This window comes from Enterobacter sp. N18-03635, from assembly GCF_004006055.1.
GTDB classification, from domain to species: Bacteria; Pseudomonadota; Gammaproteobacteria; order Enterobacterales; family Enterobacteriaceae; genus Enterobacter; species Enterobacter vonholyi.
This window is the reverse complement of record NZ_CP034769.1, coordinates 609,845-634,845: the sequence shown is the minus strand read 5'-3', so window position 1 is coordinate 634,845 and position 25,001 is coordinate 609,845. Positions and strand designations below refer to the sequence as shown.

At 58.7% G+C, this 25,001-nt stretch carries 25 protein-coding genes; 23 read left to right on the top strand and 2 right to left on the bottom strand.

From position 1 onward, the window contains the following. Positions 1–63 precede the first annotated feature (63 nt). From ELK40_RS03710 to ELK40_RS03645, 14 genes are all read left to right on the top strand, one after another. Positions 64–492: an organic hydroperoxide resistance protein gene (locus ELK40_RS03710; RefSeq protein WP_023310299.1), complete on the top strand. Its 429-nt coding sequence runs from the start codon at positions 64–66 to the stop codon at positions 490–492. A gap of 148 nt (positions 493–640) precedes the next feature. After that, positions 641–1,186, top strand: coding sequence for a primosomal protein DnaT (gene dnaT, locus ELK40_RS03705; RefSeq protein WP_127729538.1), 546 nt, complete (start codon positions 641–643; stop codon positions 1,184–1,186). Then, the gene (gene dnaC, locus ELK40_RS03700) at positions 1,183–1,920 is read left to right on the top strand and encodes a DNA replication protein DnaC (RefSeq protein WP_014168503.1); all 738 of its coding nucleotides are present in this window, start codon (positions 1,183–1,185) and stop codon (positions 1,918–1,920) included. Before dnaT ends, dnaC begins: the two co-directional genes overlap by 4 nt. Before the next feature lie 82 nt (positions 1,921–2,002). Next, on the top strand, positions 2,003–2,485 hold the full coding sequence (locus tag ELK40_RS03695; protein WP_073001066.1) for a DUF2501 domain-containing protein: 483 nt from the start codon (positions 2,003–2,005) through the stop codon (positions 2,483–2,485). 270 nt (positions 2,486–2,755) lie between these two features. Next, a complete protein-coding gene (gene opgB / locus ELK40_RS03690) occupies positions 2,756–5,047 on the top strand; it encodes a phosphatidylglycerol--membrane-oligosaccharide glycerophosphotransferase (protein WP_127729536.1) in 2,292 nt (763 codons plus the stop codon). A gap of 180 nt (positions 5,048–5,227) precedes the next feature. Further along, the gene (locus ELK40_RS03685; RefSeq protein ID WP_127729534.1) at positions 5,228–5,866 is read left to right on the top strand and encodes an EAL domain-containing protein; all 639 of its coding nucleotides are present in this window, start codon (positions 5,228–5,230) and stop codon (positions 5,864–5,866) included. Beyond that, positions 5,863–6,405, top strand: a complete 543-nt coding sequence (locus ELK40_RS03680; protein ID WP_127729532.1) for a helix-turn-helix transcriptional regulator — start codon at positions 5,863–5,865, stop codon at positions 6,403–6,405. The genes ELK40_RS03685 and ELK40_RS03680 overlap by 4 nt, the downstream gene beginning before the upstream one ends. Before the next feature lie 32 nt (positions 6,406–6,437). Then, positions 6,438–6,932, top strand: coding sequence for a spore coat protein U domain-containing protein (locus ELK40_RS03675; protein ID WP_127729530.1), 495 nt, complete (start codon positions 6,438–6,440; stop codon positions 6,930–6,932). Positions 6,933–6,934: 2 nt separating this feature from the next. Continuing rightward, positions 6,935–7,711, top strand: a complete 777-nt coding sequence (locus tag ELK40_RS03670; RefSeq protein ID WP_127729528.1) for a molecular chaperone — start codon at positions 6,935–6,937, stop codon at positions 7,709–7,711. Continuing rightward, positions 7,632–9,920 carry a fimbria/pilus outer membrane usher protein gene (locus ELK40_RS03665; protein ID WP_244599402.1) on the top strand — a complete coding sequence of 763 codons (2,289 nt, stop codon included), beginning with the start codon at positions 7,632–7,634 and terminating at the stop codon, positions 9,918–9,920. The genes ELK40_RS03670 and ELK40_RS03665 overlap by 80 nt, the downstream gene beginning before the upstream one ends. Next, the gene (locus ELK40_RS03660) at positions 9,911–10,867 is read left to right on the top strand and encodes a spore coat U domain-containing protein (RefSeq protein ID WP_115876530.1); all 957 of its coding nucleotides are present in this window, start codon (positions 9,911–9,913) and stop codon (positions 10,865–10,867) included. The genes ELK40_RS03665 and ELK40_RS03660 overlap by 10 nt, the downstream gene beginning before the upstream one ends. 124 nt (positions 10,868–10,991) lie before the next feature. Then, positions 10,992–11,732 (top strand): winged helix-turn-helix domain-containing protein, encoded by a 741-nt coding sequence (locus tag ELK40_RS03655; RefSeq protein WP_127729524.1) that lies wholly within the window; start codon positions 10,992–10,994, stop codon positions 11,730–11,732. 1 nt (position 11,733) lies between these two features. Continuing rightward, complete coding sequence (locus ELK40_RS03650) at positions 11,734–12,207, top strand: hypothetical protein (RefSeq protein WP_023615762.1); 474 nt, start codon at positions 11,734–11,736, stop codon at positions 12,205–12,207. Positions 12,208–12,236: 29 nt separating this feature from the next. Next, positions 12,237–12,743: a GNAT family N-acetyltransferase gene (locus tag ELK40_RS03645; protein WP_127729522.1), complete on the top strand. Its 507-nt coding sequence runs from the start codon at positions 12,237–12,239 to the stop codon at positions 12,741–12,743. Between the two features lie 92 nt (positions 12,744–12,835). Here ELK40_RS03645 and tsr read toward each other — a convergent pair whose 3' ends face one another. Together tsr and hpaR are read right to left on the bottom strand one after the other, a co-directional pair. Beyond that, positions 12,836–14,500, bottom strand: a complete 1,665-nt coding sequence (gene tsr, locus ELK40_RS03640; protein WP_127729520.1) for a methyl-accepting chemotaxis protein — start codon at positions 14,498–14,500, stop codon at positions 12,836–12,838. An 83-nt stretch (positions 14,501–14,583) separates the two neighbouring features. Continuing rightward, on the bottom strand, positions 14,584–15,024 hold the full coding sequence (hpaR, locus tag ELK40_RS03635; protein ID WP_023334396.1) for a homoprotocatechuate degradation operon regulator HpaR: 441 nt from the start codon (positions 15,022–15,024) through the stop codon (positions 14,584–14,586). 270 nt (positions 15,025–15,294) lie between these two features. On the opposite strand from hpaR, the gene hpaG reads away from it, so the two are divergent. From hpaG to hpaB, 9 genes are all read left to right on the top strand, one after another. Further along, positions 15,295–16,572 carry a 4-hydroxyphenylacetate degradation bifunctional isomerase/decarboxylase gene (hpaG, locus tag ELK40_RS03630; RefSeq protein ID WP_127729518.1) on the top strand — a complete coding sequence of 426 codons (1,278 nt, stop codon included), beginning with the start codon at positions 15,295–15,297 and terminating at the stop codon, positions 16,570–16,572. Next, positions 16,569–18,035 carry a 5-carboxymethyl-2-hydroxymuconate semialdehyde dehydrogenase gene (gene hpaE / locus ELK40_RS03625; RefSeq protein ID WP_127729516.1) on the top strand — a complete coding sequence of 489 codons (1,467 nt, stop codon included), beginning with the start codon at positions 16,569–16,571 and terminating at the stop codon, positions 18,033–18,035. The genes hpaG and hpaE overlap by 4 nt, the downstream gene beginning before the upstream one ends. A 2-nt stretch (positions 18,036–18,037) precedes the next feature. Further along, positions 18,038–18,889, top strand: coding sequence for a 3,4-dihydroxyphenylacetate 2,3-dioxygenase (gene hpaD, locus ELK40_RS03620; RefSeq protein ID WP_127729514.1), 852 nt, complete (start codon positions 18,038–18,040; stop codon positions 18,887–18,889). A 9-nt stretch (positions 18,890–18,898) separates the two neighbouring features. Then, a complete protein-coding gene (locus ELK40_RS03615) occupies positions 18,899–19,279 on the top strand; it encodes a 5-carboxymethyl-2-hydroxymuconate Delta-isomerase (protein WP_127729512.1) in 381 nt (126 codons plus the stop codon). A 69-nt stretch (positions 19,280–19,348) separates the two neighbouring features. After that, a complete protein-coding gene (hpaH, locus tag ELK40_RS03610; protein WP_127729510.1) occupies positions 19,349–20,152 on the top strand; it encodes a 2-oxo-hept-4-ene-1,7-dioate hydratase in 804 nt (267 codons plus the stop codon). A gap of 9 nt (positions 20,153–20,161) precedes the next feature. Further along, on the top strand, positions 20,162–20,956 hold the full coding sequence (gene hpaI / locus ELK40_RS03605; RefSeq protein ID WP_127729505.1) for a 4-hydroxy-2-oxoheptanedioate aldolase: 795 nt from the start codon (positions 20,162–20,164) through the stop codon (positions 20,954–20,956). Between the two features lie 21 nt (positions 20,957–20,977). Beyond that, positions 20,978–22,330, top strand: a complete 1,353-nt coding sequence (hpaX, locus tag ELK40_RS03600) for a 4-hydroxyphenylacetate permease (RefSeq protein ID WP_127729503.1) — start codon at positions 20,978–20,980, stop codon at positions 22,328–22,330. 9 nt (positions 22,331–22,339) lie between these two features. Next, entirely contained in the window at positions 22,340–23,230 is an 891-nt protein-coding gene (gene hpaA / locus ELK40_RS03595) for a 4-hydroxyphenylacetate catabolism regulatory protein HpaA (protein ID WP_127729501.1), read from the top strand. 195 nt (positions 23,231–23,425) lie between these two features. After that, positions 23,426–24,988, top strand: coding sequence for a 4-hydroxyphenylacetate 3-monooxygenase, oxygenase component (gene hpaB, locus ELK40_RS03590; RefSeq protein WP_008501307.1), 1,563 nt, complete (start codon positions 23,426–23,428; stop codon positions 24,986–24,988). Positions 24,989–25,001 lie beyond the last annotated feature (13 nt).

Below are 25,001 nucleotides of genomic sequence, written 5' to 3'. Positions count from 1 at the left end.
ATTTGCCCATATATATCGCACGCTATTTAATAGCACATATCAAAACAAGATGAGGAACCTGCCATGTCTTTAGAAAAAGTTGTTTATACCGCCAAAGCAAAAGCCACCGGTGGCCGTGACGGCCGTGCCACCTCCTCCGATGGCGTACTGGACGTCAAACTGGGTGTGCCAAAAGAGATGGGCGGCATGGGCGGAGAAGTGACTAACCCTGAGCAGCTGTTTGCTGCGGGCTACTCTGCCTGCTTCCTCGGCGCGATGAAGTTCGTGGCCGCACGCGACAAATTCACCCTGCCAAAAGATGCCTTTATTGAAGGCGAAGTGGGGATTGGCCCGCTGCCAACCGGTTTTGGTATCGAAGCAAAGCTGAACATCCATGTTGAAGGTATGGATCCTGCGGAAGCTAAAAAGCTGGTCGATGCAGCACACATTGTTTGCCCGTACTCTAACGCGACCCGCGGCAACATCGACGTCACGCTGAACATCATTGCGTGATAACTGCCTGATGGCGCTGCGCTTATTCGGCCTACGACTGTAGCCTCGGTAAGCGCAGCACCACCGGGGAAATCCCCTCCTTCCCTTTCCCCTCTATGTGCTACCATAAGCCCATATCACGCCCGTAGTAATCAGTAGAGTAAGCGTTATGTCCTCCAGAATTCTGACCACCAGCATTGCTGGCATTGATGCCTTTATGCGCGACCCACGCGGTGTGTTGACCCACGCTGAAGGCGGCACGGTTGCCGTTTTTGCCGACAACGCGCCGGCGTTTTACGCAATCACACCGGAACGTCTGGCACAGCTTCTGGAGATTGAAGCGCAACTGTCACGCCCGGCGAGCGATGTCACGCTGGACAACCAGTTCTTTGATGAGCCGGTCAACGTTCCCGTGACCGTTCCAATGGGAAAATTTGCTCTTTACACGGGCTGGCAGCCGGATGCGGATTTTCAGCGGCAGGCCGCGCTGTGGGGGATTGCGTTAACCCAACCGGCCACCGCGGAAGAGCTTGCCGCGTTTACTGCCTGGTGGCAGGCGGAAGGTAAAGTCTTCACCCATATTCAGTGGCAGCAAAAGCTCGCGCGTCATCTGCAAATTACTCGCGCCGGCAACAATGGCCAGCCAAAACGCGACATCAACGCGTTTTCAGAACCGGATAAACAGATCCCCAGCGGATTCCGAGGTGCGAAATGAAGAACGTCGGCGACCTGATGAAACGTCTGCAAAAAATGATGCCTGCCAACGTGAAGCCTGCTTTCACCACCGGTGAAGAGCTGCTGGCGTGGCAAAAAGAGCAAGGCAAGATCCGCGCCGCCGCGCTTGCCCGCGAAAATCGGGCAATGAAAATGCAGCGCACCTTTAACCGTTCCGGTATCCGTCCCCTGCACCAGAACTGCTCGTTCGATAACTATAAAATTGAGACCAACGGGCAGATGAACGCCCTTGCCGCCGCCCGTCAGTACGTGGATGAATTCGACGGCAATATCGCCAGCTTCATTTTTAGCGGCAAGCCGGGCACCGGCAAAAATCACCTTGCTGCCGCCATCTGCAACGAGCTGCTTCTGCGCGGTAAATCGGTCCTCATCATCACCGTGGCCGATATCATGTCCGCGATGAAAGACACCTTCAGCAACCGCGAAACCAGTGAAGAGCAATTGCTTAATGATTTAAGCAATGTCGATTTACTGGTCATCGACGAGATTGGCGTTCAGACGGAATCCCGCTATGAAAAAGTGATCATCAACCAGATTGTCGATCGCCGCTCTTCGTCCAAACGCCCCACCGGCATGCTGACGAACCACAACATCGACGAAATGACCCGCTTATTAGGTGAACGCGTCATGGACCGCATGAAGCTGGGTAACAGCCTGTATGTCATTTTCGACTGGGAAAGCTACCGCAGCCGCGTCACCGGCAAAGAGTATTAAGACAGTTCCAGGAATCGCCGACAGGGCATAGGTATATACTGGAACCCCTCGGCCCAAAACGGACCTTTTTGAGAGAGCCATAATGAAAAAACAGATTCTAATCAGCACCTTTTTAGGCGCGCTGCTGGTGACCGGCGCAGCGCAAGCGGCGTCCTGGCAGGAGTCCCTGTCAAGCGCAGCAAATGAGCTGACCAAAGAGAGCAGCAGCTCTCAGGGTGGACTCTCCGCCTCTTCTCTTACCAGCCTGCTGGGCAACAGCTCCCAGAGTCTGAGTGCAGGCACGATGAACAACGCGGCGGGGATTCTGGAATATTGCGCGAAGCAAAAGCTGGCCTCCGTGACCGACGCGCAAAACGTGAAAAACCAGGTGTTGGGTAAACTGGGTCTGGATACCCAGGAGCAAAAAGCGGACACCAACTATATGGACGGCATTCAGGGCCTGCTTAACGCACAAAACGGGCAGCAGCTGAATCTGAGCACCCTCGGCAACTCTTCTCTGGCAAAACAGGTGAAAACCAAAGCCTGCGATCTGGTGCTGAAACAAGGCGTTAATTTCATCTCCTGATCCATCCCATTTTCTGCCACAACACGCCGCGTTTAATGCGATAGTCTTGCAGCGCGGCGCTAAATGAGCGTTTTCCCCACCTGCCACCGCCTCAGCGTCCGTTTGTCAGGATGTGCACGTCTTCATAAAAACGATTTTCTAAACCAAATCCTAACAACAGCACACTTTCGTGACACTAAAATTGCAGCTTAACGACATCGCAATTACATTGTATGACCCAAAAAATAAACAGTTAGCCAGCGAATTATCTGGCGTCACGAGGATATGCTGTTGTCTGAATTCATGTCTCTTATCCTTTTTCTGGCTTCTGTCGGCGTTTACGCGTGGAAAGCCGGCCGTAACACCTGGTGGTTTATCGCCACGCTGGTGGTGCTCGGCATTTTTATCATTTTAAACATTACCTTATACGCCAGCGATTACTTTACCGGTGACGGTATTAACGATGCGGTACTCTACACGCTGACGAACAGCCTGACGGGCGCGGGCGTGGGCAAGTACATTCTGCCTGGGCTCGGCCTTATCGTCGCGCTGGTGACGATATTTGGCGCGCTGGCCTGGGTGCTGCGTCGACGTCGCCATCATCCGCACCATCATGGCTACAGCCTGCTGGCGTTATTCCTGGCGCTGGCCTCCGTCGACGCCAGCCCGGCGTTCCATCAGATCACCGAGCTGGTGAAATCGCAGTCGCGCGACGGCGATCCGGATTTCGTGGCTTACTACAAAGAACCGTCGAAAACGATCGCCAACCCGAAGCTCAACCTGGTCTACATCTACGGTGAAAGCCTGGAACGCACTTACTTTGATAACGATGCATTCCCGAACCTGACGCCGGACCTGGGTGCGCTGAAAAATGAAGGGCTCGATTTCAGCCACACCATGCAGCTGCCCGGTACGGATTATACGATTGCCGGGATGGTTGCCTCCCAGTGCGGTATTCCGCTGTTCGCGCCTTTTGAAGGTAACGCCTCAGCCTCCATGTCGACCTTCTTCCCGCAGAATATTTGCCTGGGCGATATCCTGAAAAACTCCGGCTACGAAAACTATTTTGTGCAGGGGGCAAACCTGCGCTTTGCCGGAAAAGATGTGTTCCTGAAATCCCACGGTTTTGACCACCTGTATGGCTCAGAAGAGTTAAAAACGACGGTTGCCGATCCGAACTACCGCAACGACTGGGGCTTCTATGACGATACGGTACTCGACGAAACCTGGAAGAAATTCGAGGAGCTGTCCCGCGCGGGCAAGCGTTTCTCTCTCTTTGCGCTGACGGTGGACACACACCATCCGGACGGGTTCGTCTCGCGCAGCTGCAAGCGCAAAAGCTATGACGTGGACGGCAAAAACAACAAATCTTTCAGCGCCGTCACCTGCAGTCAGGAACACATTGCCGCGCTGGTCGAGAAAATCAAAGCCTCGCCCTGGTTTAAAAACACCGTCATCGTCGTTTCGTCTGACCATCTGGCGATGAAAAACAGCGCATGGGATCAGCTCAATAAGCAGGATCGCAGCAACCTGTTCTTCGTCCTGCGCGGCGACCAGCCGCAGCAGGAGGTCATTGCCACCAAACGCAACTCCATGGATAACGGCGCAACCGTGCTGGACATTCTGGGCGGCGACAACTTTATTGGCCTTGGCCGCAGCACGCTGTCGGGGCAGTCCCTGTCGGAAGTGTTCCTCAACATGAAGGATAAAATCCTCGCCTGGAAGCCAGACATTATCCGCCTGTGGAACTTCCCGAAAGAGATGAAGGACTTCACCGTCGATCGGGATAAAAACACGATTGCCTTCTCGGGCAGCAGCTTCCGTCTGCCGCTGCTGGTGCGCGTGTCGGAGGGGCGCGTTGAGCCGCTGCCGGAAAGCGAATATTCCGCGCCGCTGCGCTATCAGCTGGCCGATTTCGCGCCACGCGATAATTTTGTCTGGGTCGACCGATGCTACAAAATGGGCCAGCTCTGGTCGCAGCCGCTGGCGCTTTCTACCGACTGGTGCGTCTCTCAGGGTCAGCTCGGCGGGGAGCAAACCGTGCAGCACGTTGATAAGGCGCAGTGGAAGGGCAAAACAGCGTTCAACGATACGGTGATTGATACCGCGCGCTATCAGCACAACATCGACATGCTGAAAATCAGCGATAGCGATATTCGCTATAAAGCGGATAGCTTTATCTTTAACGTGGCCGGCGCACCGGAAGAAGTGAAGCAGTTTAGCGGCATCTCGCGTCCGGAGTCCTGGGGGCGCTGGTCCAACGCGCAGCTGGGCAATGAGGTGAAAATTGAATACGCCCATCCGCTGCCGGAACAGTTCGACCTGGTGATCACCGCCAGAGCGTATGGCCCCAATGCTAACAAGCCCGTACCCGTGCGCGTGGGGGATCGGGAGCAGACGTTAACGCTTGGATACGACGTGAGCACACAAACGCTGCATTTTGAGAATCCTTCGCGCAGCAATACCCTGGTGATCGTGCCGCCGGACCCGCAGTCCACGAATGAGGGAAATATCCTTGGGCACTCACCGCGCGAGATCGGAATTGGCATGGTCGAAATCAAAATCATCAGCAAAGCGGGTTAATGCGCGTCGCGCCCGGCGTTCTGCCGGGCGCTTATGAAAATAAATAATCCTTTACAAGCCTTATAAATTAGATAAAAACACTTTATATAAGCCATTTTTATCTATAAATATCCCGCCAAAAACCAAATAAATAAAATGTGCAGCTCCTGAAATCACCACGGAGCGTTACGCACTTTTATCATGCTAACCGGCTATAAGTTCGAATCCATCCGGGCACTGCGCAGCGAAAATGTGATTGCCTGGGAGGTATTGTCCACGGCAAAGCCCCACGTCGATCTTGAAGACTACTTTGGCTCGATGTCCTCGACGCTGCGTAAGGCGCACTTCTTTGCGCAGCTTCGTCATGCCATGTTTTGCGAAGAGGGCGATAAGTTTTACCTCAATGCGACATCGGATTTACTGCTGGAAACGGATTTCCTCGACAGGCTCAAAGAAGAAACACCCTGCCCGGAGAGACTTGCTATCGAGGTCACCGATCTCCATACGATGGTACAACTCGACGATACGCAAAGCCGGGCGCTGAGGAAATGCATCGCAACGCTCCATCAGTGGGGAATAGAAGTGTGGGCAGACGATGTTTGCGAAGACCTTCTTCCCGAACTTTTGACCAGCCAGATCCGCTTCTGCGGCATCAAAATTGACAAACATACCTTCTGGAACGGACGGATCGAGCAGGCAAAGTTTCTGCATCTCACCCGCCAGTGCAAGCGCATCGCCAGCAAGGTACTGATCGAAGGCATCGAAACCGCGGGTGATTTCGCGCTGGCCCGCGCCAGCGCGGCCGATTACGGCCAGGGCTATCTGTGGGGTAGAAAATGACCCCTTTCATTCTGAATGCTGGCTATCAGGTTATCGTTCTGAGCGGGAATACGTTTTTATGGCTTGGCCTCACTTCGATGATCTCGACGGCCGTTACCCCTCGCCCGGAGATGTATTGGATCCATGACGTTAATCCGGAAGGGCTTTTTCGCCTGCAGGAACGGCTGCTCAATACACACGCTGGAGAGAACTGGCTGGTATTTACGGATGCAGCGCGGGTCTGCGACGTTCACGCCTTCCTGCGCAACGAGCGGGTCCGAGTGGTCGCGGACAACCTCTCTTTTGCGCAGCTAAGCCACTGTTTTAGCGACACGACATTCGCCTTCGAAAACGCCGCCATGCTCTCGTATCAGGAGAGACGGGTTTGCATGTTGCTCCATAAAGGATTCAGTCCGGTTCGCATCGCAAAAATCATGAATAAGTCCCCTAAAACGATCTACACCCACAAGCGTAACGCGATGAACAAATTTTGCTGCCACAGCCTGGCGGAATTCCATCGAAAACTCTGCCTTCTGGACGCTCAGTCATTCGCTTTGTAATTCCACTGTTACTCACGTCAGGAAATAAAATCATGAAAATTATTCCCACCGTTGCATGTTGTTCCGTTCTCCTGCTTCCTGCTGCTGCGATCGCCGCAGACAGTAGCGCAAGCGCGACGATGCACGTATCACTTGAAGTCGTGAAGTCGTGCACCCTCAAAGCCAACGACCTCAACTTCTCGCGTCACGGCTCCGATGAGTCGAGCGAAATCCTGGCCAAAACGCAGGTCGATATCGTCTGTACCAACGGCACGCCTTTCACCCTCACCGCCACCAGCAACGACGGCGAAAACGGAACCTTCTGGCTGAAACCGGAAAACGGCGAAACGGGCGCACAGAAGATTGCGTGGAAACTCTTTGCCGACGAAGGCAAACAGACGCAAATCACCGGCACGAATGGCCTGGACGATACCGGCAACGGTGTGGAACAGGAGGAAACGCTGTATGGCGTCATTGAAGCCGGGGCGCTGACAACCGCCCAGGCAGGTACCTACAGCGACGATATCACGTTAAAACTGGAGTACTGATCGTGCGTCGCTACCTTCCCTGCTTCATTCTGTGGCTCATGATGCTGGCGCTGCTGTCACGCTACGCGCTGGCCGCCACGCTTCAGGTGGCCCCGGTAACGCTCGATCTGCAGAGCGACCAGCGGGCAGCGGCGGTCTATCTCACTAACAGTGGGAAAGCGGCCATCCATGCGCAGATTCGGGTGTACGAATGGACGCAAAAAAACGGTAAAGATGTTCTGGTGAACACCGGGGAGGTGGTCACCAGCCCGGCGATGACATCACTGGCGCCGGGCCAGCAGCAGCTGGTGCGCATTATCGTCATGCAGCCAGGCAACCGTGCAAAGGAGCAAAGTTACCGGCTGGTCATCGACGAACTGCCGGACGCCACGTCCCGCGCCGCCAATCCCACCGCGGTGCACTTCCTGCTGCGCTACTCGATTCCGGTGTTTATTGCCGGGAACCAGAGCGCGCCCGTCAGCCACGATGCCCTGAGCTGTGAGCAGGCAGACATACCGGCCACTCTCCGCTGCTTTAACGCCGGAAACCGCCATATCCGCCTGAGCCACCTTGAGGCCCTGACGGCCGATGGGCAGGTTGTAGGGTCGATTAAAGGCCTGGCGGGCTATGTGCTCCCGGGACAAATCGCCCTTTTATCGCTCAAGCAGCCCACACGTCACGCGCTCAGCTCGCTGCGCGTCTATCTCAATGATGACCATCATGCCAGCCAGATACCCCTGCGCCCGTTCGCTTCTCGCGCTCCTGTTTTGGCTACCGCTCATGCTGTCAGCCCGGACTGAACCCGCCGACACCGTACAATGGCTGGCCATTACCGTGAACCACGCCCCGCGAGGCGAGCTGTGGGCCTGCCGGGTGGTGGATAATGCGCTATGGATAAGCCGCAGCGACATGAAAAAGCTGGGGCTTCACGCCCCGGACGATCGCGCAGAGTGGGTTGAGCTAACCTCCCTGCCGGGCCTGAAGGTCAATCTCGACGTGCTGTCCCAGCAGGTGTCGATTACCGCAGAAGCAGACGCGCTCGAGGGCCAGCAGCATCTGACCGTCTCAAGGCCCACGCCGATGTACCGCTATCCTGATGCGCAGCCCGTCAGCGCGTATACGCTCGGATACGCGCTCTACGCCAGCGATGCGCAGGGGAAGCGCCAGCTTAACGCCCAGACCATGTTGACCGCGTCCGGAGGGCTACCCGGAACGTTCAGCAGTAGTTTTTCAAGCCATGCGGGGGAGGAAAACAGCGCCGGTCGGCCTACCCACACCCGCCTCGAAACCCGCTGGCAGTGGGACAACACCGACTCGCTGACCACGCTGGCGCTGGGCGACAGCATCACCACCGGCACCCGCTGGAGCCGGCAGGTACGCTTTGGCGGACTGCACTGGGCACGTAATTTTGAGCTCAATCCGCAACTTAATACTGAACCGCGCAGCCGCTACAGCGACACGGCCGTACTGCCTTCCACGGTCGATTTGTATATCGACGGCCTTAAGCAGAGCAGCCAGCGCGTCACGCCGGGAGACTTTCTGCTGGATACCCTTCCCTCCTTCACCGGAAGCGGGCAGGCGGAGGTGGTCATTACCGATATCAACGGCCAGCGTCGCACCGTACAGCTCGATCTCTACGGCGCGCCGGGCATGCTGGCGGAAGGGCTCAGCAGCGGTTCGCTGGACATCGGCTGGATGCGGGAAAACTACGCCCTGCACTCCGACGACTATGCCGCCTCGCCGCTGCTGGACGCGGGCTGGCGCTATGGAGTGAATAATCACCTGACGCTGGCACTGCATACGGAGCAGCAGCGCAGGCTGCACAACGTGGGCACGGGCGCTGACTGGCTGGTCTCCCCCGCCGTAGGGGTGGTCAGCCAGCACGTTGCCGTGAGCGACAGCCCTTACGGGCAGGGCGTTCAGTGGGGCCTCGGCTGGCAGTGGAACGGCAGAGGAACGGGCATTTCTGCCAGCACCGTCCGTACCGGGGCGGATTTCGCCGACAACGCCCGCATGAGCGGTGCCGCGCCTGTCAGGCGCAGCGACAGCGTGTGGGTAAGCCAGTCCATCCCCCATTTCGGTACCGTGGGCGCGGGCTGGGTACAGCAGAACATTCAGGGCAGCACAGAGCGCTACCTCAACGCCTCCTGGTCGGTGTCGCTACCGGCACACATCTCCACCACGCTGAGCTATACCCGCTCGTTTACGGACGCGTCGAGCCAGGTTCAGCTACTGCTTTCCGTCCCATTGGGTCGCGAGGACACGCTCTCCGCTCAGGCCAGCCGGGATACGCCGCGCATGGATTACCGCCACCAGCCGGACGATGAGGCCGGCGGCTGGTCATGGGAGCTGGGCCAGGGCTTTGGCGAACGACGTGAAAGATATGCGGACGTAGGCTATCTGGGCCGAGCGGGCGAATGGCACGTTGGGCTGCAGCAGGGTGCCAGCCAGGGCAACCAGTACGCCTCAGCCGAAGGTAGCCTGACGCTGCTGGACGGCAGCCTGCACGCGCTGCGCTACATCCAGCAGGGTATGGCGCTGGTGTCCACGCACGGTATTGGGCACGTACCGGTGATGCTGGAAAACCGCCCGGCCGGTGAAACGGATGAGGACGGTTATCTTCTGCTGACCGACCTGCCGCGCTACCACAACAGCAAAGTCAGCATTAACCCGCTCGATCTGCCCGCCGATGTGATCGCCCCCGTCACCGACATGCATGCCAGACCGGGCAACAGCAGCGCGGTCAAAGTCGATTTTAACGTCCATCATGCCGTCACGGTTCAGGCCCGGCTGGTCGACAGCCGCCGCAGGCCGCTCCCGCTGGGCAGCGTCGTGTCAACGCCGCAGGGTGCCACCATCGTGGGACGCGATGGCTTTATCTGGCTTGAAGATCCGCCCCTGCCGGGTGAACTGGTGGTGAAAACCGGTGAGGAAGAGTGCCGGGTCACGCTTCCGGCGCCGCGCACCGGGTCATCTATACAGAACATCGGAGAACAACTGTGTCATTAAGAGCACCGTTATTATTGCTGCTCGTCCTGTCCGTGAAGGCGATGGCGGCAGCCTGCTGGATAACCTCCATGCCCGCCATTAACTTTGGCAACGTCGTGGCGGGCAATACCACCTCCGTCAACACCGAGGTCAAATTTAGCTGCCAGGCCGACAACGAGGGCAGGACGGAATATCTCAACGTCTGCCTGAGCAGCGTAGACGCCCCGCCCTTTGAGATGATCTCGCCGGGGGACCAGGAGGGAAAACAGTACACCCTCCTCTTCCGCCTGCTGAACGGCGCAGCGCACTCTCAGGAGCTGGGGCCTGCCAGCAGCGGGAACCTGATTCAGCAGACTCTGGCCGCGCAAAGCAATGCCAACGTCAGCGGTACCTTTCCGCTTATCGCTACCATTCCGGCAGGGCAAAGCCAGCTTCCGGCCTACCACTATTACAACTACAACATGAATCTGCGTATCGCCTGGCACAGCGCCCTGCGTCAGGATGCCCTGCAAAACTGCTCGGACGGTTCCGCAGAGGGGGAGCAGGTGCAGGGCGGCACCAGCGCGCAGGCCGAAATCAGCCAGGGATGCTACATCGAGCGCGTGACGCCCCTTAACTTCGGCACCCTGACCAGCACCGCAACCCTGCGTCCGACACGTTCCACCGCCACCCTCACCACGCGCTGTCCGGCCGGAACCGCGTTCACCCTTGCCATGGGCAAAGGCAACCATGCCAGCGGTAACCAGCGGCAGCTCTGCAACAGCGAGGGCCAGTGCCTGCGCTACGGGCTCTGGCAGGATGAGGCGGCCACGCAACGCTGGGGAGATCGAAGCAGCGGCGATGCGCTGCAGGTCACCAATCCCGCAGGCGGCACCCAGAACTACACCGTTTATGGCGAGGTTCCGGCACAGCCGCTAACCGGTACCGGGGAATTTATTGATGACGTGATTATCACGCTAACTTATTAAACCACCCAAAATCCTGTCTGGATCAATGTTATCGGTAACAGTGGCGTTAAAATAGCCAGCAATGCAGCCCGGAAGGCGTAGACCTTCTCTTTTATTTTTATCTCTGTTTTTATTACAACAACTTATGAAATACCTGCTTGCTGACGCCATCGTCTATAACGACGAGGACGGTTCTGTTTCTCTTATCAATGCGCCGGATGAGGATGCGCAGCTCCTCACCTGTACGGCCAATACCATCATGAAGCTGCTGGTTCAGCATCATGGGAACGTGGTTGAACGGGAAACCTTTCTCCAGGAAGTCTGGGATCGGCGAGGGCTCCAGGGCTCTAACAACTCCTTAAACCAGTACATCAGCATTCTGCGCAAGATGCTGGCGGCCCTGCTTCCCGACGCGCTGCTTATCGTTACCGTACCGAAAACGGGCTTTATGCTCAGCGCGGACGTCACGGTCACTCCGCTGGAGGAGGCTCCGCCGACCGCCGAAACGGCAAAACCTGCATGGCGCGTTCGCCCGGAATGGCTGTTCTGCGGCGCGCTCACGCTGGTCGTCGTTGCGCTATGCCTCTGGATCGCGCTGATCAAGCCAGAAAATTCACAGCGGGAGATCCATCTGCTGACGCATATCGGCACCTGCCCGGTCTATACCTTTACGCCGCTGGCGGACGTGTTTCACGGGAAGGCAATAACGCTGGCGCAAACGCTTCAGAAGGACGGCCATCTTCCGTGCCTGAAAAATTCAATTTTCTACATGCACATTCAGAGAACGCTTTTCTACGGCCACGAAGGGCGGCTGGTGCTCTCCCAATGTTCCCTCACGCGGGGTAAAGCCAGCGCCTGTCGTACGCTTTACTATTACGAGTGGTGATATGAGACACAAAAAAGTTTGGCTAATCCTGTTCCTCAACCTGCTGCTGCTGGGCGCCGTGACGGCGTGGTACTTTCACACGCCCCCGCTGTCGGTGGCCTGCGATGGAAACCTGACCTTCTCCGACCGGCGCGACAGCCACGATTTCACCTTTGACGGTGAGATCATTATGCGTTTTCATCCCGACAAAACGGGGTATATCACGGTTAACGGCAGCGTGGTGAATGCCCCGCGCAGCTGGGAGGTTTCCCGCCAGGAGATGTTTAAATGGCGTCACGTGGAGGGCGAACTGTATGAGATTGCTATTCAAAAAGTCGAGCGTTTTAGCCATGACGCCATGCCGCCCGGGGTCTTTGAAAAATACGTTGCCGGCCTGACGCTGGGCAATAAAAGGCTCTTGACAATAGAGCGCACGCCGGAAGACGCGCTGGTGATCAGCAATTTCTATTCGCCGGTGCTGATCTGCTCGGAATAATGTCGACGGGTCAGGCTATACTTGCCGCCATGACCATTCGCATTCGCCCTACCACCCTCAAAGACGTTGTCGCCCTGCCCGCCATTGAACGCGCGGCGGGGGAGCGCTTTCGTGAAGACCCGGAACTCGCCTGGCTTGCCGATGGCGAGGTCATTTCCACTGACCAACACCTCGGCTATGTCGAACGCGGGTTAAGCTGGCTGGCGCTGGCAAACGACCAGCCCGTCGGGTTTATCCTCGCCGAAGCCCATTCGTCATCACTGTTTATTGTCGAACTCTCGGTCGATCTGCACTGGCAGGGAAAAGGGATCGGTAGGCAGCTCATCGCCTGCGTGGCAGACCATGCCCGTAAAAGGGGGCTGACAGCGCTGACGCTGACGACGTTCAGGAACGTACCGTGGAATGCGCCGTTCTATGCTCGGCTGGGGTTTGAAAAAATGACGACGCTGACGCCTGAACTGCGTCGGAAAAGGGAAGAAGAGACAGCGCACGGCTTCGCGTATGAAACGCGCTGCGCCATGCGCCTGCCTCTGTAATATCACCCGGTGGCGCTGCGCTTACCGGGCCTACAAAACCCTGAACCGTAGGCCGGGTAAGGCGCAGCAGCCACCCGGCACAACACACGGCGTTAGAAGGTTTCCCAGTTATCACCTGCGTCAGCGGTAACCGTTTTACGCGTCATCGCCGGTGCTGCAACGGTTTTCGCAGAAGCGAATTCGCGCGCTTTCATCTGCTCCTGCTGAATGCGGAATACCGCTACGGCCTGAGTCAGACGGCTTGCCTGCTCTTCCAGTGCGGCCGCCGCTGCGGCAGATTCCTCAACCAGCGAGGCGTTCTGCTGGGTCACGCGATCCATCTCTGCTACCGCCAGGCCCACCTGGTCGATACCGCGGCTCTGCTCGTCAGACGCAGAGGCGATTTCACCCATGATGTCCGTTACGCGGGTAACCGCGTTCACGATCTCACCCATGGTTTCACCGGCGCTCTCGACAAGCGTTGAGCCTACTTCCACGCGGCCCACGGAGTCTTCAATCAGGCTCTTGATCTCGCGTGCCGCCTGGGCGCTGCGCTGGGCCAGGTTACGCACTTCACCTGCCACCACCGCAAAACCACGACCCTGCTCGCCCGCACGCGCCGCTTCTACCGCCGCGTTCAGTGCCAGAATGTTGGTCTGGAAGGCAATCCCGTCGATCACGCTGATAATGTCGGCGATTTTCTGCGAACTGCCCGCGATATCGCGCATGGTCTGCACCACGTTGTCCACCACTTTGCCGCCTTTCTGCGCGGTTTCGGAGGCGCTCAGCGCAAGATGGCTTGCCTGACGGGCGTTCTCGGCGTTCTGCTTAACGGTCGCCGTCAGCTGCTCCATGCTGGCAGCGGTCTCTTCCAGGGAAGCGGCCTGCTGTTCAGTACGGGAGGAGAGGTCGTTATTGCCCATCGCGATTTCACTCGCGCCGCTGTAGATCGCATTCGCGCCGTTACGCACGTCGCCAACGGTACGCACCAGCTCGCCCTGCATATGACGCAGCGAGTCGGCCAGTTCACCCATCTCGTTGGTGCCCTGAACCTCAATGCGCTTCACCAGGTCGCCGCTGGCGATATGGCGAATGTTGTCGATCAGACGATTCAGCGGGGAGATCAGCGTCTGCTTGATATTCAGCCAGACGGCCACGATCACCACCAGCACGGCAATCAGGACGCTAATCAGCACCCAGATAGCCTGGCTGTAGGAGCTGTTGCTGTCTTCGACCGCCGTCTGATACAGCTTGTCGTTCTGCTGCAGGTAGCTCACGTACTGCTTCTCAAAACCGTCCTGATAGCTCTGGGTCGGCTGGTCGAAGAAGGCGTTGATTTTGCCCGCGCCCAGCAGCTGAATCAGCTCCGCCAGCGCGCCGTGGTAAATATCATAGTTACGCTTGATCTCCATGGCATCCGCATCGCTTTGACGCGGATCGCGCGGCAGGGCTTCATAGGCAGCCCAGTTTTTTTCCGCCTGTTTCAGAGACGAAGACGCGATTTGCATCAAATCATTAACGGTCGCGCCGCTGCCGATATTGCTCTGATCCATCATGTAGCGGATACCCGCACGGTTCAGGGTATTACGGGTTTGCAGCAATGCTACCCAGCTGGCGTTCAGCGTGGATTGTTGCTGGCGAATGGTTTGCAGGACGGTGAAATTCTCTTTGTCATTCTTAAGGGCATTAAAGAAAAGACCACCGGATGTGAGTTGTAAAAGGCCAAATATCGCTAAAACCAGCATTAAGCTGGTGACAATCTTGATACGGTTTAACATGTTTTCTCTTTCCTCAGACAGATACAGAATTTTCGGCCTGGAAAGGGAAAACTTTACGAAAATCATCCTGGAATTTGTGGTTTTTACTCTTCTTCCCGCGCTGCGTTATGCCGGTTTCCGAGTTCAATAAACTCTTCCAGCAGCGCCGTCAGCTGTTTCATCTTCTCCGGCGTGTATTCCGCCTCGATCTGCTGATACGCCTCTTCGACCTGCGCCTGGGCGTGTTCATACAGCGCATTTCCCTCTTTGGTCAGCGATACGTACAGCTTGCGCTGGTCGTTCACCGGCTTTAAGCGCAGCACCAGGCCGTCGCGCTCCATCCGCGTCAGGATGCCGGTCAGGCTCGGGCGCAAAATACAGGTGCGAAACGCCAGATCGTGAAAATCCATCGACGGATGTTCAGCCAGCACGCGTACAATGCGCCACTGCTGCTCGGTCAGGTTATGGCGCTTCACGATGGGGCGGAAATAGGACATCGCCGCTTCCCGCGCCTGCAGCAGCGCGATGGTTAATGAATCATGCATAGCGTCTCCCCTTCACATCATTAACAAGTAAACAATCACTAAAAGATGTTTTTATAAACAACGCGTTTTCCGTCAAAAAGTCTAACAGAAACCCGTCAATTTTATTAACTCTATGATTTAAATATTAATAAAATCCAACATGTAAATTTATTGTTATTCATATCACAAATTTTTCACTTCTGATTGCGAAATAAACAGCAAAAGCATAAAACCAAATCATTAACATATTAATGAAATCCAAACCGGACATCCGGCCTGAGGAGTATGTGAATGAAAGGTACCGTTTTTGCCGTCGCCCTCAACCATCAAAGCCAGCGTGAAGCCTGGCGTGAGGCCTTTGAAAAAGCCCCCTACAACACGCCGCCGAAAACAGCGGTGTGGTTTATCAAACCGCATAACACGGTGATCGGCGCGGGCGAGCCCATTTCGTTCCGGCAGGGGGAAACGGTGCTGAGCGGCGCGACGGTGGCGCTGGTCGTGGGCAAAACCGCCAGCAAGGTGCGCGTGGAGGACGCCGCGGAATATATTGCGGGATACGCGCTCGCCAACGAGGTGAGCCTGCCGGAAGAGAGCTTCTACCGCCCTGCCATCAAGGCGAAATGCCGTGACGGATTTTGCCCGCTCGGTGAAATGGTCGCCGTTGGTAACGTGGATAACCTGACCATCATCACCGAGATCAACGGCCGCGAAGCGGACCACTGGAACACGGCCGACCTTCAGCGTAACGCAGCCGAACTGCTGAGCGCCCTGAGCGAGTTCGCTACCCTCAATCCCGGCGATGCGATATTGCTCGGTACCCCGCAAAGCCGCGTTGAGATCCGCCCGGGCGATCGGGTGCGTATTCTGGCGGCAGGTTTTCCGCCGCTGGAAAACCCGGTGGTAGATGAACGCGACGTCGCTATTGCGCACAGCACGCCGCCGCACGCCACGCTGTTTGCCCTCGGTCTGAACTATGCCGATCACGCCAGCGAGCTGGACTTCAAGCCGCCCACCGAGCCGCTGGTCTTTATCAAAGCGCCAAACACCTTCAACGGCGACAACCAGACGTCGGTGCGCCCGAACAACGTCGAATACATGCACTATGAAGCGGAGCTGGTGGTGGTCATCGGCAAAACGGCGCGTAAGGTGAGTGAAGCCGAGGCGATGGACTATGTTGCGGGCTATACGGTCTGCAACGACTACGCCATCCGCGACTACCTGGAAAACTACTACCGCCCGAACCTGCGGGTGAAAAGCCGCGACGGACTGACCCCCATTTCCCCAAACGTCGTGCCAAAAGAGGCCATTCCCGACCCGCACAACCTCGCCCTGCGCACCTTCGTTAACGGCGAACTGCGTCAGGAAGGCACCACGGCGGATCTGATTTTCAGCATCCCGTACCTGATCGCCTACCTGAGCGATTTTATGACCCTGCAGCCGGGCGACATGATTGCCACCGGCACGCCGAAGGGGCTCTCCGACGTGGTACCGGGCGATGAGGTGGTGGTTGAAGTGGAAGGCGTGGGACGCCTGGTGAACAGAATTGTGAGTGAGGAGACGGCAAAATGAAAAAGATTAACCATTGGATCAACGGTAAAAACGTCGCGGGCAGCGACTACTTCCACACCACTAACCCGGCCTCCGGCGAGGTCCTGGCAGAAGTGGCCTCAGGCGGAGAAGCCGAAATCCATCAGGCCGTTGCCGCCGCCAAGGAGGCGTTTCCGAAGTGGGCCAACCTGCCGATGAAGGAGCGCGCGCGCCTGATGCGTCGTCTGGGCGATCTGATCGACCAGAACGTGCCGGAGATCGCCGCCATGGAAACCGCCGATACCGGGCTGCCGATCCACCAGACCAAAAACGTGCTGATCCCCCGCGCCTCGCACAACTTCGAATTCTTCGCCGAGGTGTGCCAGCAGATGAACGGCAAGACCTACCCGGTCGACGACAAGATGCTCAACTACACCCTGGTGCAGCCGGTGGGCGTCTGCGCGCTGGTGTCGCCGTGGAACGTGCCGTTCATGACCGCCACCTGGAAGGTCGCGCCCTGTCTGGCCTTAGGCAATACCGCGGTGCTGAAGATGTCCGAGCTCTCCCCGCTGACCGCCGATCGTCTGGGCGAGCTGGCCCTCGAAGCGGGTATTCCGACGGGCGTGCTGAACGTCGTTCAGGGCTATGGCGCCACGGCAGGCGACGCGCTGGTGCGTCATCACGACGTGCGCGCGGTCTCCTTCACCGGCGGCACCGCCACCGGGCGCAACATCATGAAAAACGCCGGGCTGAAGAAGTACTCCATGGAGCTGGGCGGCAAATCCCCGGTGCTGATTTTTGAAGACGCCGACATCGAGCGCGCGCTGGACGCCGCCCTGTTCACCATCTTCTCGATCAACGGCGAGCGCTGCACCGCGGGCTCGCGCATCTTTATCCAGCAGAGCATCTACCCGGAATTCGTCAAGCGATTCGCCGAGCGCGCCAACCGCCTGCGCGTGGGCGACCCGACCGATCCGAACACCCAGATTGGCGCGCTGATTAGCCAGCAGCACTGGGAAAAAGTCTCCGGCTATATCCGCCTCGGCATCGAGGAAGGCGCAACCCTGCTGGCGGGCGGCCCGGACAAACCGACCGACCTGCCTGCACACCTGAAGGGCGGCAACTTCCTGCGCCCGACCGTGCTGGCGGATGTTGATAACCGCATGCGCGTGGCGCAGGAGGAGATCTTCGGGCCGGTGGCCTGCCTGCTGCCGTTTAAAGACGAAGCGGAAGGTCTGCGCCTGGCGAACGACGTGGAGTACGGCCTGGCGTCGTACATCTGGACCCAGGACGTCAGCAAGGTGCTGCGTCTGGCGCGCAGCATTGAAGCGGGCATGGTGTTCGTCAACACCCAGAACGTGCGCGACCTGCGCCAGCCGTTTGGCGGCGTGAAGGCCTCCGGCACCGGCCGCGAGGGCGGTGAGTACAGCTTCGAGGTGTTCGCGGAGATGAAGAACGTCTGCATCTCCATGGGCGACCATCCGATTCCAAAGTGGGGGATCTGAGCATGGGTAAACTAGCGTTAGCGGCGAAAATCACCCACGTACCGTCGATGTATCTCTCCGAGCTGCCGGGCAAAAACCACGGCTGCCGCCAGGGCGCCATCGACGGTCATAAAGAAATTAGCAAGCGCTGCCGGGAGCTGGGCGTCGATACCATTATCGTCTTCGACACCCACTGGCTGGTGAACAGCGCCTACCACATCAACTGTGCGGACCATTTTTCGGGCGTCTACACCAGCAACGAGCTGCCGCACTTTATCCGCGACATGACCTACGACTACGACGGCAATCCGGAACTCGGCCAGCTCATCGCCGACGAGGCGGTGAAGCTTGGCGTGCGCGCCAAAGCGCACAACATTCCAAGCCTGAAGCTGGAGTACGGCACGCTGGTGCCGATGCGCTACATGAACGCGGATAAGCACTTCAGGGTGGTCTCCATCTCGGCGTTTTGCACGGTTCACGACTTCGCCGACAGCCGCAGGCTGGGCGAGGCCATCGTCAGCGCCATTGAAAAATACGACGGCACCGTGGCGGTGCTCGCCAGCGGCTCGCTGTCGCACCGCTTTATCGACGACCAGCGCGCGGAAGAAGGGATGAACAGCTACACCCGGGAGTTCGACCGTCAGATGGACGAGCGCGTGGTGAAGCTGTGGCGTGAGGGTCAGTTTAAAGAATTCTGCAGCATGCTGCCGGAGTACGCCAACTACTGCTACGGCGAGGGCAACATGCACGACACTGTGATGCTGCTGGGGATGCTCGGCTGGGACAAATACGACGGCAAGGTGGAGTTTCTCACCGAGCTGTTCGCCAGCTCCGGAACCGGCCAGGTCAACGCCGTTTTCCCCCTGCCCGCGTAAGGAGCCACCATGCCGCACTTTATTGCTGAATGTACCGACAACATCCGCGAGCAGGCCGACCTGCCGGGGCTGTTCGCCAAAGTGAACGAGGCGCTGGCCGCCACGGGCATCTTCCCGCTCGGCGGTATCCGCAGCCGCGCCCACTGGCTGGACACCTGGCAGATGGCTGACGGCAGGCACGATTACGCCTTTGTCCATATGACGCTGAAGATCGGCGCCGGGCGCAGCCTGGAGAGCCGGGAAGCCGTGGGGGAGATGCTGTTTGGGCTTATCAAAGCGCACTTCGCGGAGCTGATGGCGAGCCGCTACCTGGCGCTGTCGTTTGAGCTCGACGAACTGCACCCGACGCTTAATTACAAACAGAACAACGTGCACGCGTTGTTTAAGTAATACCGGCACGGCCAGTCCCCTCGCCCCTTTGGGGAGAGGGAGAAAACAAACATAAGACAGGATATCGCCATGCTCGACAAACATACCCATACCCTGATCGCCCATCGTCTGCATCAGGCGGAACTGTCCCGGGAGCAGATCCGCGCGATCTCGCTGGACTATCCGGAGATCACAATTGAAGACGCCTACGCCGTCCAGCGCGAATGGGTCAGCCTGAAGATTGCCGAAGGCCGCGTGCTGAAGGGCCACAAGATCGGTCTCACCTCCAAAGCGATGCAGGCCAGCTCGCAGATTAGCGAGCCGGACTACGGCGCGCTGCTGGACGACATGTTCTTCCACGACGGCAGCGACATTCCCGTCGATCGCTTCATCGTCCCGCGCATTGAAGTGGAGCTGGCCTTCGTGCTGGCAAAACCGCTGCGCGGCCCGAACTGCACGATCTTCGACGTCTACAACGCCACGGATTACGTCATCCCCGCGCTGGAGCTGATCGACGCCCGCTGCCACAACGTCGACCCGGAGACCCAGCGCCCGCGCAAGGTGTTCGACACCATCTCCGATAACGCCGCCAACGCGGGCGTCATCCTCGGCGGCCGTCCGATTAAGCCCGACGAGCTGGACCTGCGCTGGATCTCCGCCCTGCTCTACCGCAACGGCGTGATCGAAGAGACCGGCGTGGCCGCAGGCGTCCTGAACCACCCGGCCAACGGCGTGGCGTGGCTGGCCAACAAGCTTGCGCCGTACGACGTGCAGCTTGAGCCTGGCCAGATCGTTCTCGGCGGCTCGTTTACCCGCCCGGTGCCCGCCAGCAGGGGCGATACCTTCCACGTCGACTACGGCAGCATGGGCTCCATCAGCTGCCGCTTTGTCTAGGAGAGCACGATGCAAAACGCATTTAAAGCGGCGCTGAAAGCAGGCCGTCCGCAAATTGGGCTATGGCTGGGGCTGACCAGTAGCTACAGCGCCGAGCTGCTGGCCGGAGCAGGCTTCGACTGGCTGCTGATCGACGGCGAGCACGCGCCGAACAGCGTGCAGACCGTCTTAACCCAGCTGCAGGCTATCGCCCCTTATCCCAGCCAGCCGGTGGTCCGCCCGTCGTGGAACGACCCGGTGCAGATCAAACAGCTGCTTGACGTGGGTGCGCAGACCCTGCTGGTGCCGATGGTGCAAAACGCCGACGAAGCGCGGCTGGCGGTACGTGCCACCCGCTACCCGCCTGCGGGCATTCGCGGGGTGGGCAGCGCACTGGCGCGCGCCTCGCGCTGGAACCGAATCCCGGATTATCTGCAGCAGGCCAACGACGCCATGTGCGTGCTGGTGCAGATTGAAACCCGCGAGGCACTGAAAAACCTGCCGCAAATCCTGGACGTGGAAGGCGTCGACGGCGTGTTTATCGGCCCGGCGGATCTTAGCGCAGACATGGGCTTTGCCGGCAATCCGCAGCACCCGGAGGTGCAGGCCGCCATCGAGCAGGCGATCGCACAGATACGCGCTGCCGGTAAAGCCCCCGGCATCCTGATGGCGAATGAACCGCTGGCGAAACGCTATCTCGGCCTCGGCGCATTGTTTGTGGCGGTTGGCGTGGATACCACCCTGCTCGCCCGCGGCGCAGAAGCGCTGGCGGCCCGCTTTACCAACGTCACCACAGCAGTTGATAACAATAAATCCGTCTACTAAACGTAAGATCTGGAGCGCACCATGACGACCTCTACCCTGCAAACCCATGATAATAAAGCTGTTGAACATCGCGCCATTAACAAGCTGTTCCGACGCCTGATCGTCTTTCTCTTTATCCTGTTTGTCTTCTCGTTCCTCGATCGCATCAACATCGGCTTCGCCGGGCTGACGATGGGTAAAGATCTGGGCCTCACGTCAACCATGTTTGGCCTGGCCGCGACGCTGTTTTACGTCACCTACGTGCTGTGCGGCATCCCGAGCAACATCATGCTGGCGAAGATCGGCGCACGCCGCTGGATCGCCGGGATCATGGTGGTGTGGGGAGTTGCCTCTACCTGCACCATGTTCGCCACCAGCCCCGAAACCCTCTACGTACTGCGCATGCTGGTGGGCATTGCCGAAGCCGGTTTCCTGCCGGGTATTCTGGTCTATCTCACCTGGTGGTTCCCGGCCTATCACCGCGCCCGCGCCAACGCGCTGTTTATGATTGCCATGCCGGTCACCATGATGCTCGGCTCGATCCTCTCCGGGTACATTCTGGCGATGGACGGGCTGTGGAACCTCAAGGGCTGGCAGTGGCTGTTCCTGCTGGAGGGGCTGCCATCGGTGGTGCTCGGCGTGGTGACCTGGTTTTACCTCAACGACACGCCGGACCAGGCCACCTGGCTGGATGAGGACGAAAAGCAGGCGCTGAAAACGATGATCGCCCGCGAGCAGGAGGTCGCGATTGCCCAATCCGTCACGCCGCGTTCCACGCTGCGCGAGGTGCTCACGCCCGCCGTGCTGCTCTACACGCTGGCCTACTTCTGCCTGACCAATACGCTGAGTGCGATCAACATCTGGACGCCGCAGATCCTGCAGAGCTTCAACACGGGAAGCAGCAATATCGTCATTGGCCTGCTGGCGGCGATCCCGCAGTTTTGCACCATCCTCGGGATGATCTGGTGGAGCCGCCGCTCCGACAGGCTGAAAGAGCGAAAAAAGCACACCATCCTGCCGTACCTGTTCGCCGCGGCGGGATGGATGCTGGCCTCCGCGACGGATCACAGCCTGATCCAGCTGCTTGGCATCATCATGGCCTCAACCGGATCGTTTACCGCCATGGCGATATTCTGGACCACGCCGGATCGGGTTATTAGCCTGCAGTCCCGCGCGGTGGCGCTGGCGGTGATCAACGCCATCGGCAACGTCGGTTCCGCCGTCAGCCCGCTGCTGATCGGGATCCTGCGCGACGCGACCGGCAGCTTCAGCTCGGGGCTGTGGTTTGTGGCCGGGCTGCTGGTGGTCGGCGCGCTGGTGCTGACGCGCATCCCGATGACGCAGCGCGAAAGCCTTGAACGCGAGCCGGGCATCGCGGCGCAGAAGATCCACTAGGAAGCCGTTATGTGCCAGAGCCCCATTACCAACATCGATATCAGCAAGGAGTACGACGAAAGTCTGGGCACCGACGATGTGCACTACCAGTCGTTTGCCCGCATGGCGGCCTTTTTTGGCCGCGACATGCAGGCGCATCGTCACGACCAGTACTTTCAGATGCACTTTCTCGATACCGGGCAAATTGAGCTCCAGCTCGACGATCACCGCTATTCGGTGCAGGCCCCGCTGTTCGTCCTCACGCCGCCGTCGGTACCGCACGCGTTTATCACCGAATCCGACAGCGACGGTCACGTGCTGACGGTCCGTGAGGATCTGATCTGGCCGCTGCTGGAGGTGCTCTACCCCGGCACGCGGGAGGCGTTTGGCCTGCCGGGGATCTGCCTCTCGCTGGCCGACAGGCCGGACGAGCTGGCGGCGCTGAAGCACTACTGGCAGCTGATTGCCCGGGAATCCACGGAGCAGCTGCCCGGGCGCGAGCATACCCTGGTCCTGCTGGCGCAGGCGGTATTTACCTTGCTGCTGCGCAACGCGAAGCTCGACGACCACGCCTCAGGCGGCATGCGCGGCGAGCTGAAGCTGTTCCAGCGCTTTACCCAGCTGATCGACACCCACTACCACCAGCACTGGACGGTGCCGGAATACGCCAGCGAGCTGCACCTGACCGAATCCCGCCTGACCGATATCTGCCGCCGCTTCGCCAACCGCCCGCCAAAACGGCTGATCTTCGACCGCCAGCTGCGGGAGGCCAGGCGCCTGCTGCTCTTCTCCGACAGCACCGTCAGCGAGATTGCCTGGCAGCTGGGGTTCAAAGATCCGGCCTATTTCGCCCGCTTTTTTAACCGCTTAGTGGGATGCTCGCCCAGCGCGTATCGGGCGCAGAAAGTACCGGTTTCCTGAACGCATCACGGTTCGTAGGGCGGGTAAGCGTAGCGCCACCCGCCGAAAAGCCGCACAGATCACAAAACCACATCCCACCCGAAAAGTACCCGTCGTTGTCCCAATCGTCCCTTCACGTTACGCCCCTCTCAGGCTTCAATTAAACAACAAAAACAAAACATAAATTTAACAACACTATTCCGATACGAGGTCCCTATGAAGCCTGAAGAGTTCCGCGCAGACGCCAAACGCCCGTTAACCGGTGAAGAGTATTTAAAAAGCCTGCAGGACGGTCGTGAGATTTATATCTACGGCGAGCGCGTCAAAGACGTCACTACCCATCCGGCGTTTCGCAATGCGGCAGCCTCCATCGCACAGATGTACGACGCGCTGCACAAGCCGGACATGCAGGACACGCTGTGCTGGGGCACCGACACCGGCAGCGGCGGCTATACCCACAAGTTCTTCCGCGTGGCGAAAAGCGCCGACGACCTGCGCCAGCAGCGCGATGCCATCGCCGAGTGGTCGCGACTGAGCTACGGCTGGATGGGCCGCACGCCGGACTACAAAGCCGCTTTCGGCTGCGCGCTCGGTGCCAACCCGGCCTTCTACGGCCAGTTCGAACAGAACGCCCGGAACTGGTACACCCGCATTCAGGAAACCGGCCTGTACTTCAACCACGCCATCGTTAACCCGCCGATCGACCGCCACAAGCCGGCGGACGAGGTGAAAGACGTTTACATCAAGCTGGAGAAAGAGACCGACGCCGGGATTATCGTCAGCGGCGCGAAAGTGGTAGCCACCAACTCGGCGCTGACCCACTACAACATGATCGGCTTCGGCTCCGCGCAGGTGATGGGCGAAAACCCGGACTTCGCGCTGATGTTCGTCGCGCCGATGGATGCCGAGGGCGTGAAGCTGATCTCCCGCGCCTCTTACGAGATGGTGGCAGGCGCGACCGGCTCCCCTTACGACTACCCGCTCTCCAGCCGCTTTGACGAGAACGACGCGATCCTGGTGATGGATCACGTGCTGATCCCGTGGGAAAACGTGCTGATCTACCGCGATTTCGACCGCTGCCGTCGCTGGACGATGGAAGGCGGTTTCGCCCGCATGTACCCGCTGCAGGCCTGCGTGCGTCTGGCGGTAAAACTCGACTTCATCACCGCCCTGCTGAAGAAATCCCTGGAGTGCACCGGTACCCTGGAGTTCCGCGGCGTGCAGGCAGATCTCGGCGAAGTGGTGGCCTGGCGCAACATGTTCTGGGCGCTGAGCGACTCCATGTGTTCCGAAGCCACGCCGTGGGTCAACGGCGCGTATCTGCCGGATCATGCCGCGCTGCAAACCTACCGCGTGATGGCGCCGATGGCCTACGCCAAAATCAAGAACATCATCGAGCGTAACGTGACGTCCGGCCTGATTTACCTGCCGTCCAGCGCCCGGGATCTGAACAATCCGCAGATCGACCAGTATCTGGCGAAATACGTGCGCGGCTCCAACGGCATGGATCACGTCGAACGCATCAAGATTTTGAAACTGATGTGGGACGCCATCGGCAGCGAGTTCGGCGGTCGTCACGAGCTGTACGAAATTAACTACTCCGGCAGCCAGGATGAAATTCGCCTGCAGTGTCTGCGCCAGGCGCAGAGCTCCGGCAACATGGACAAGATGATGGCGATGGTCGACCGCTGCATGTCCGAATACGACCAGCACGGCTGGACCGTACCGCACCTGCACAACAACAGCGATATCAACATGCTCGACAAGCTGCTGAAATAGCGCAGCGGGAGGT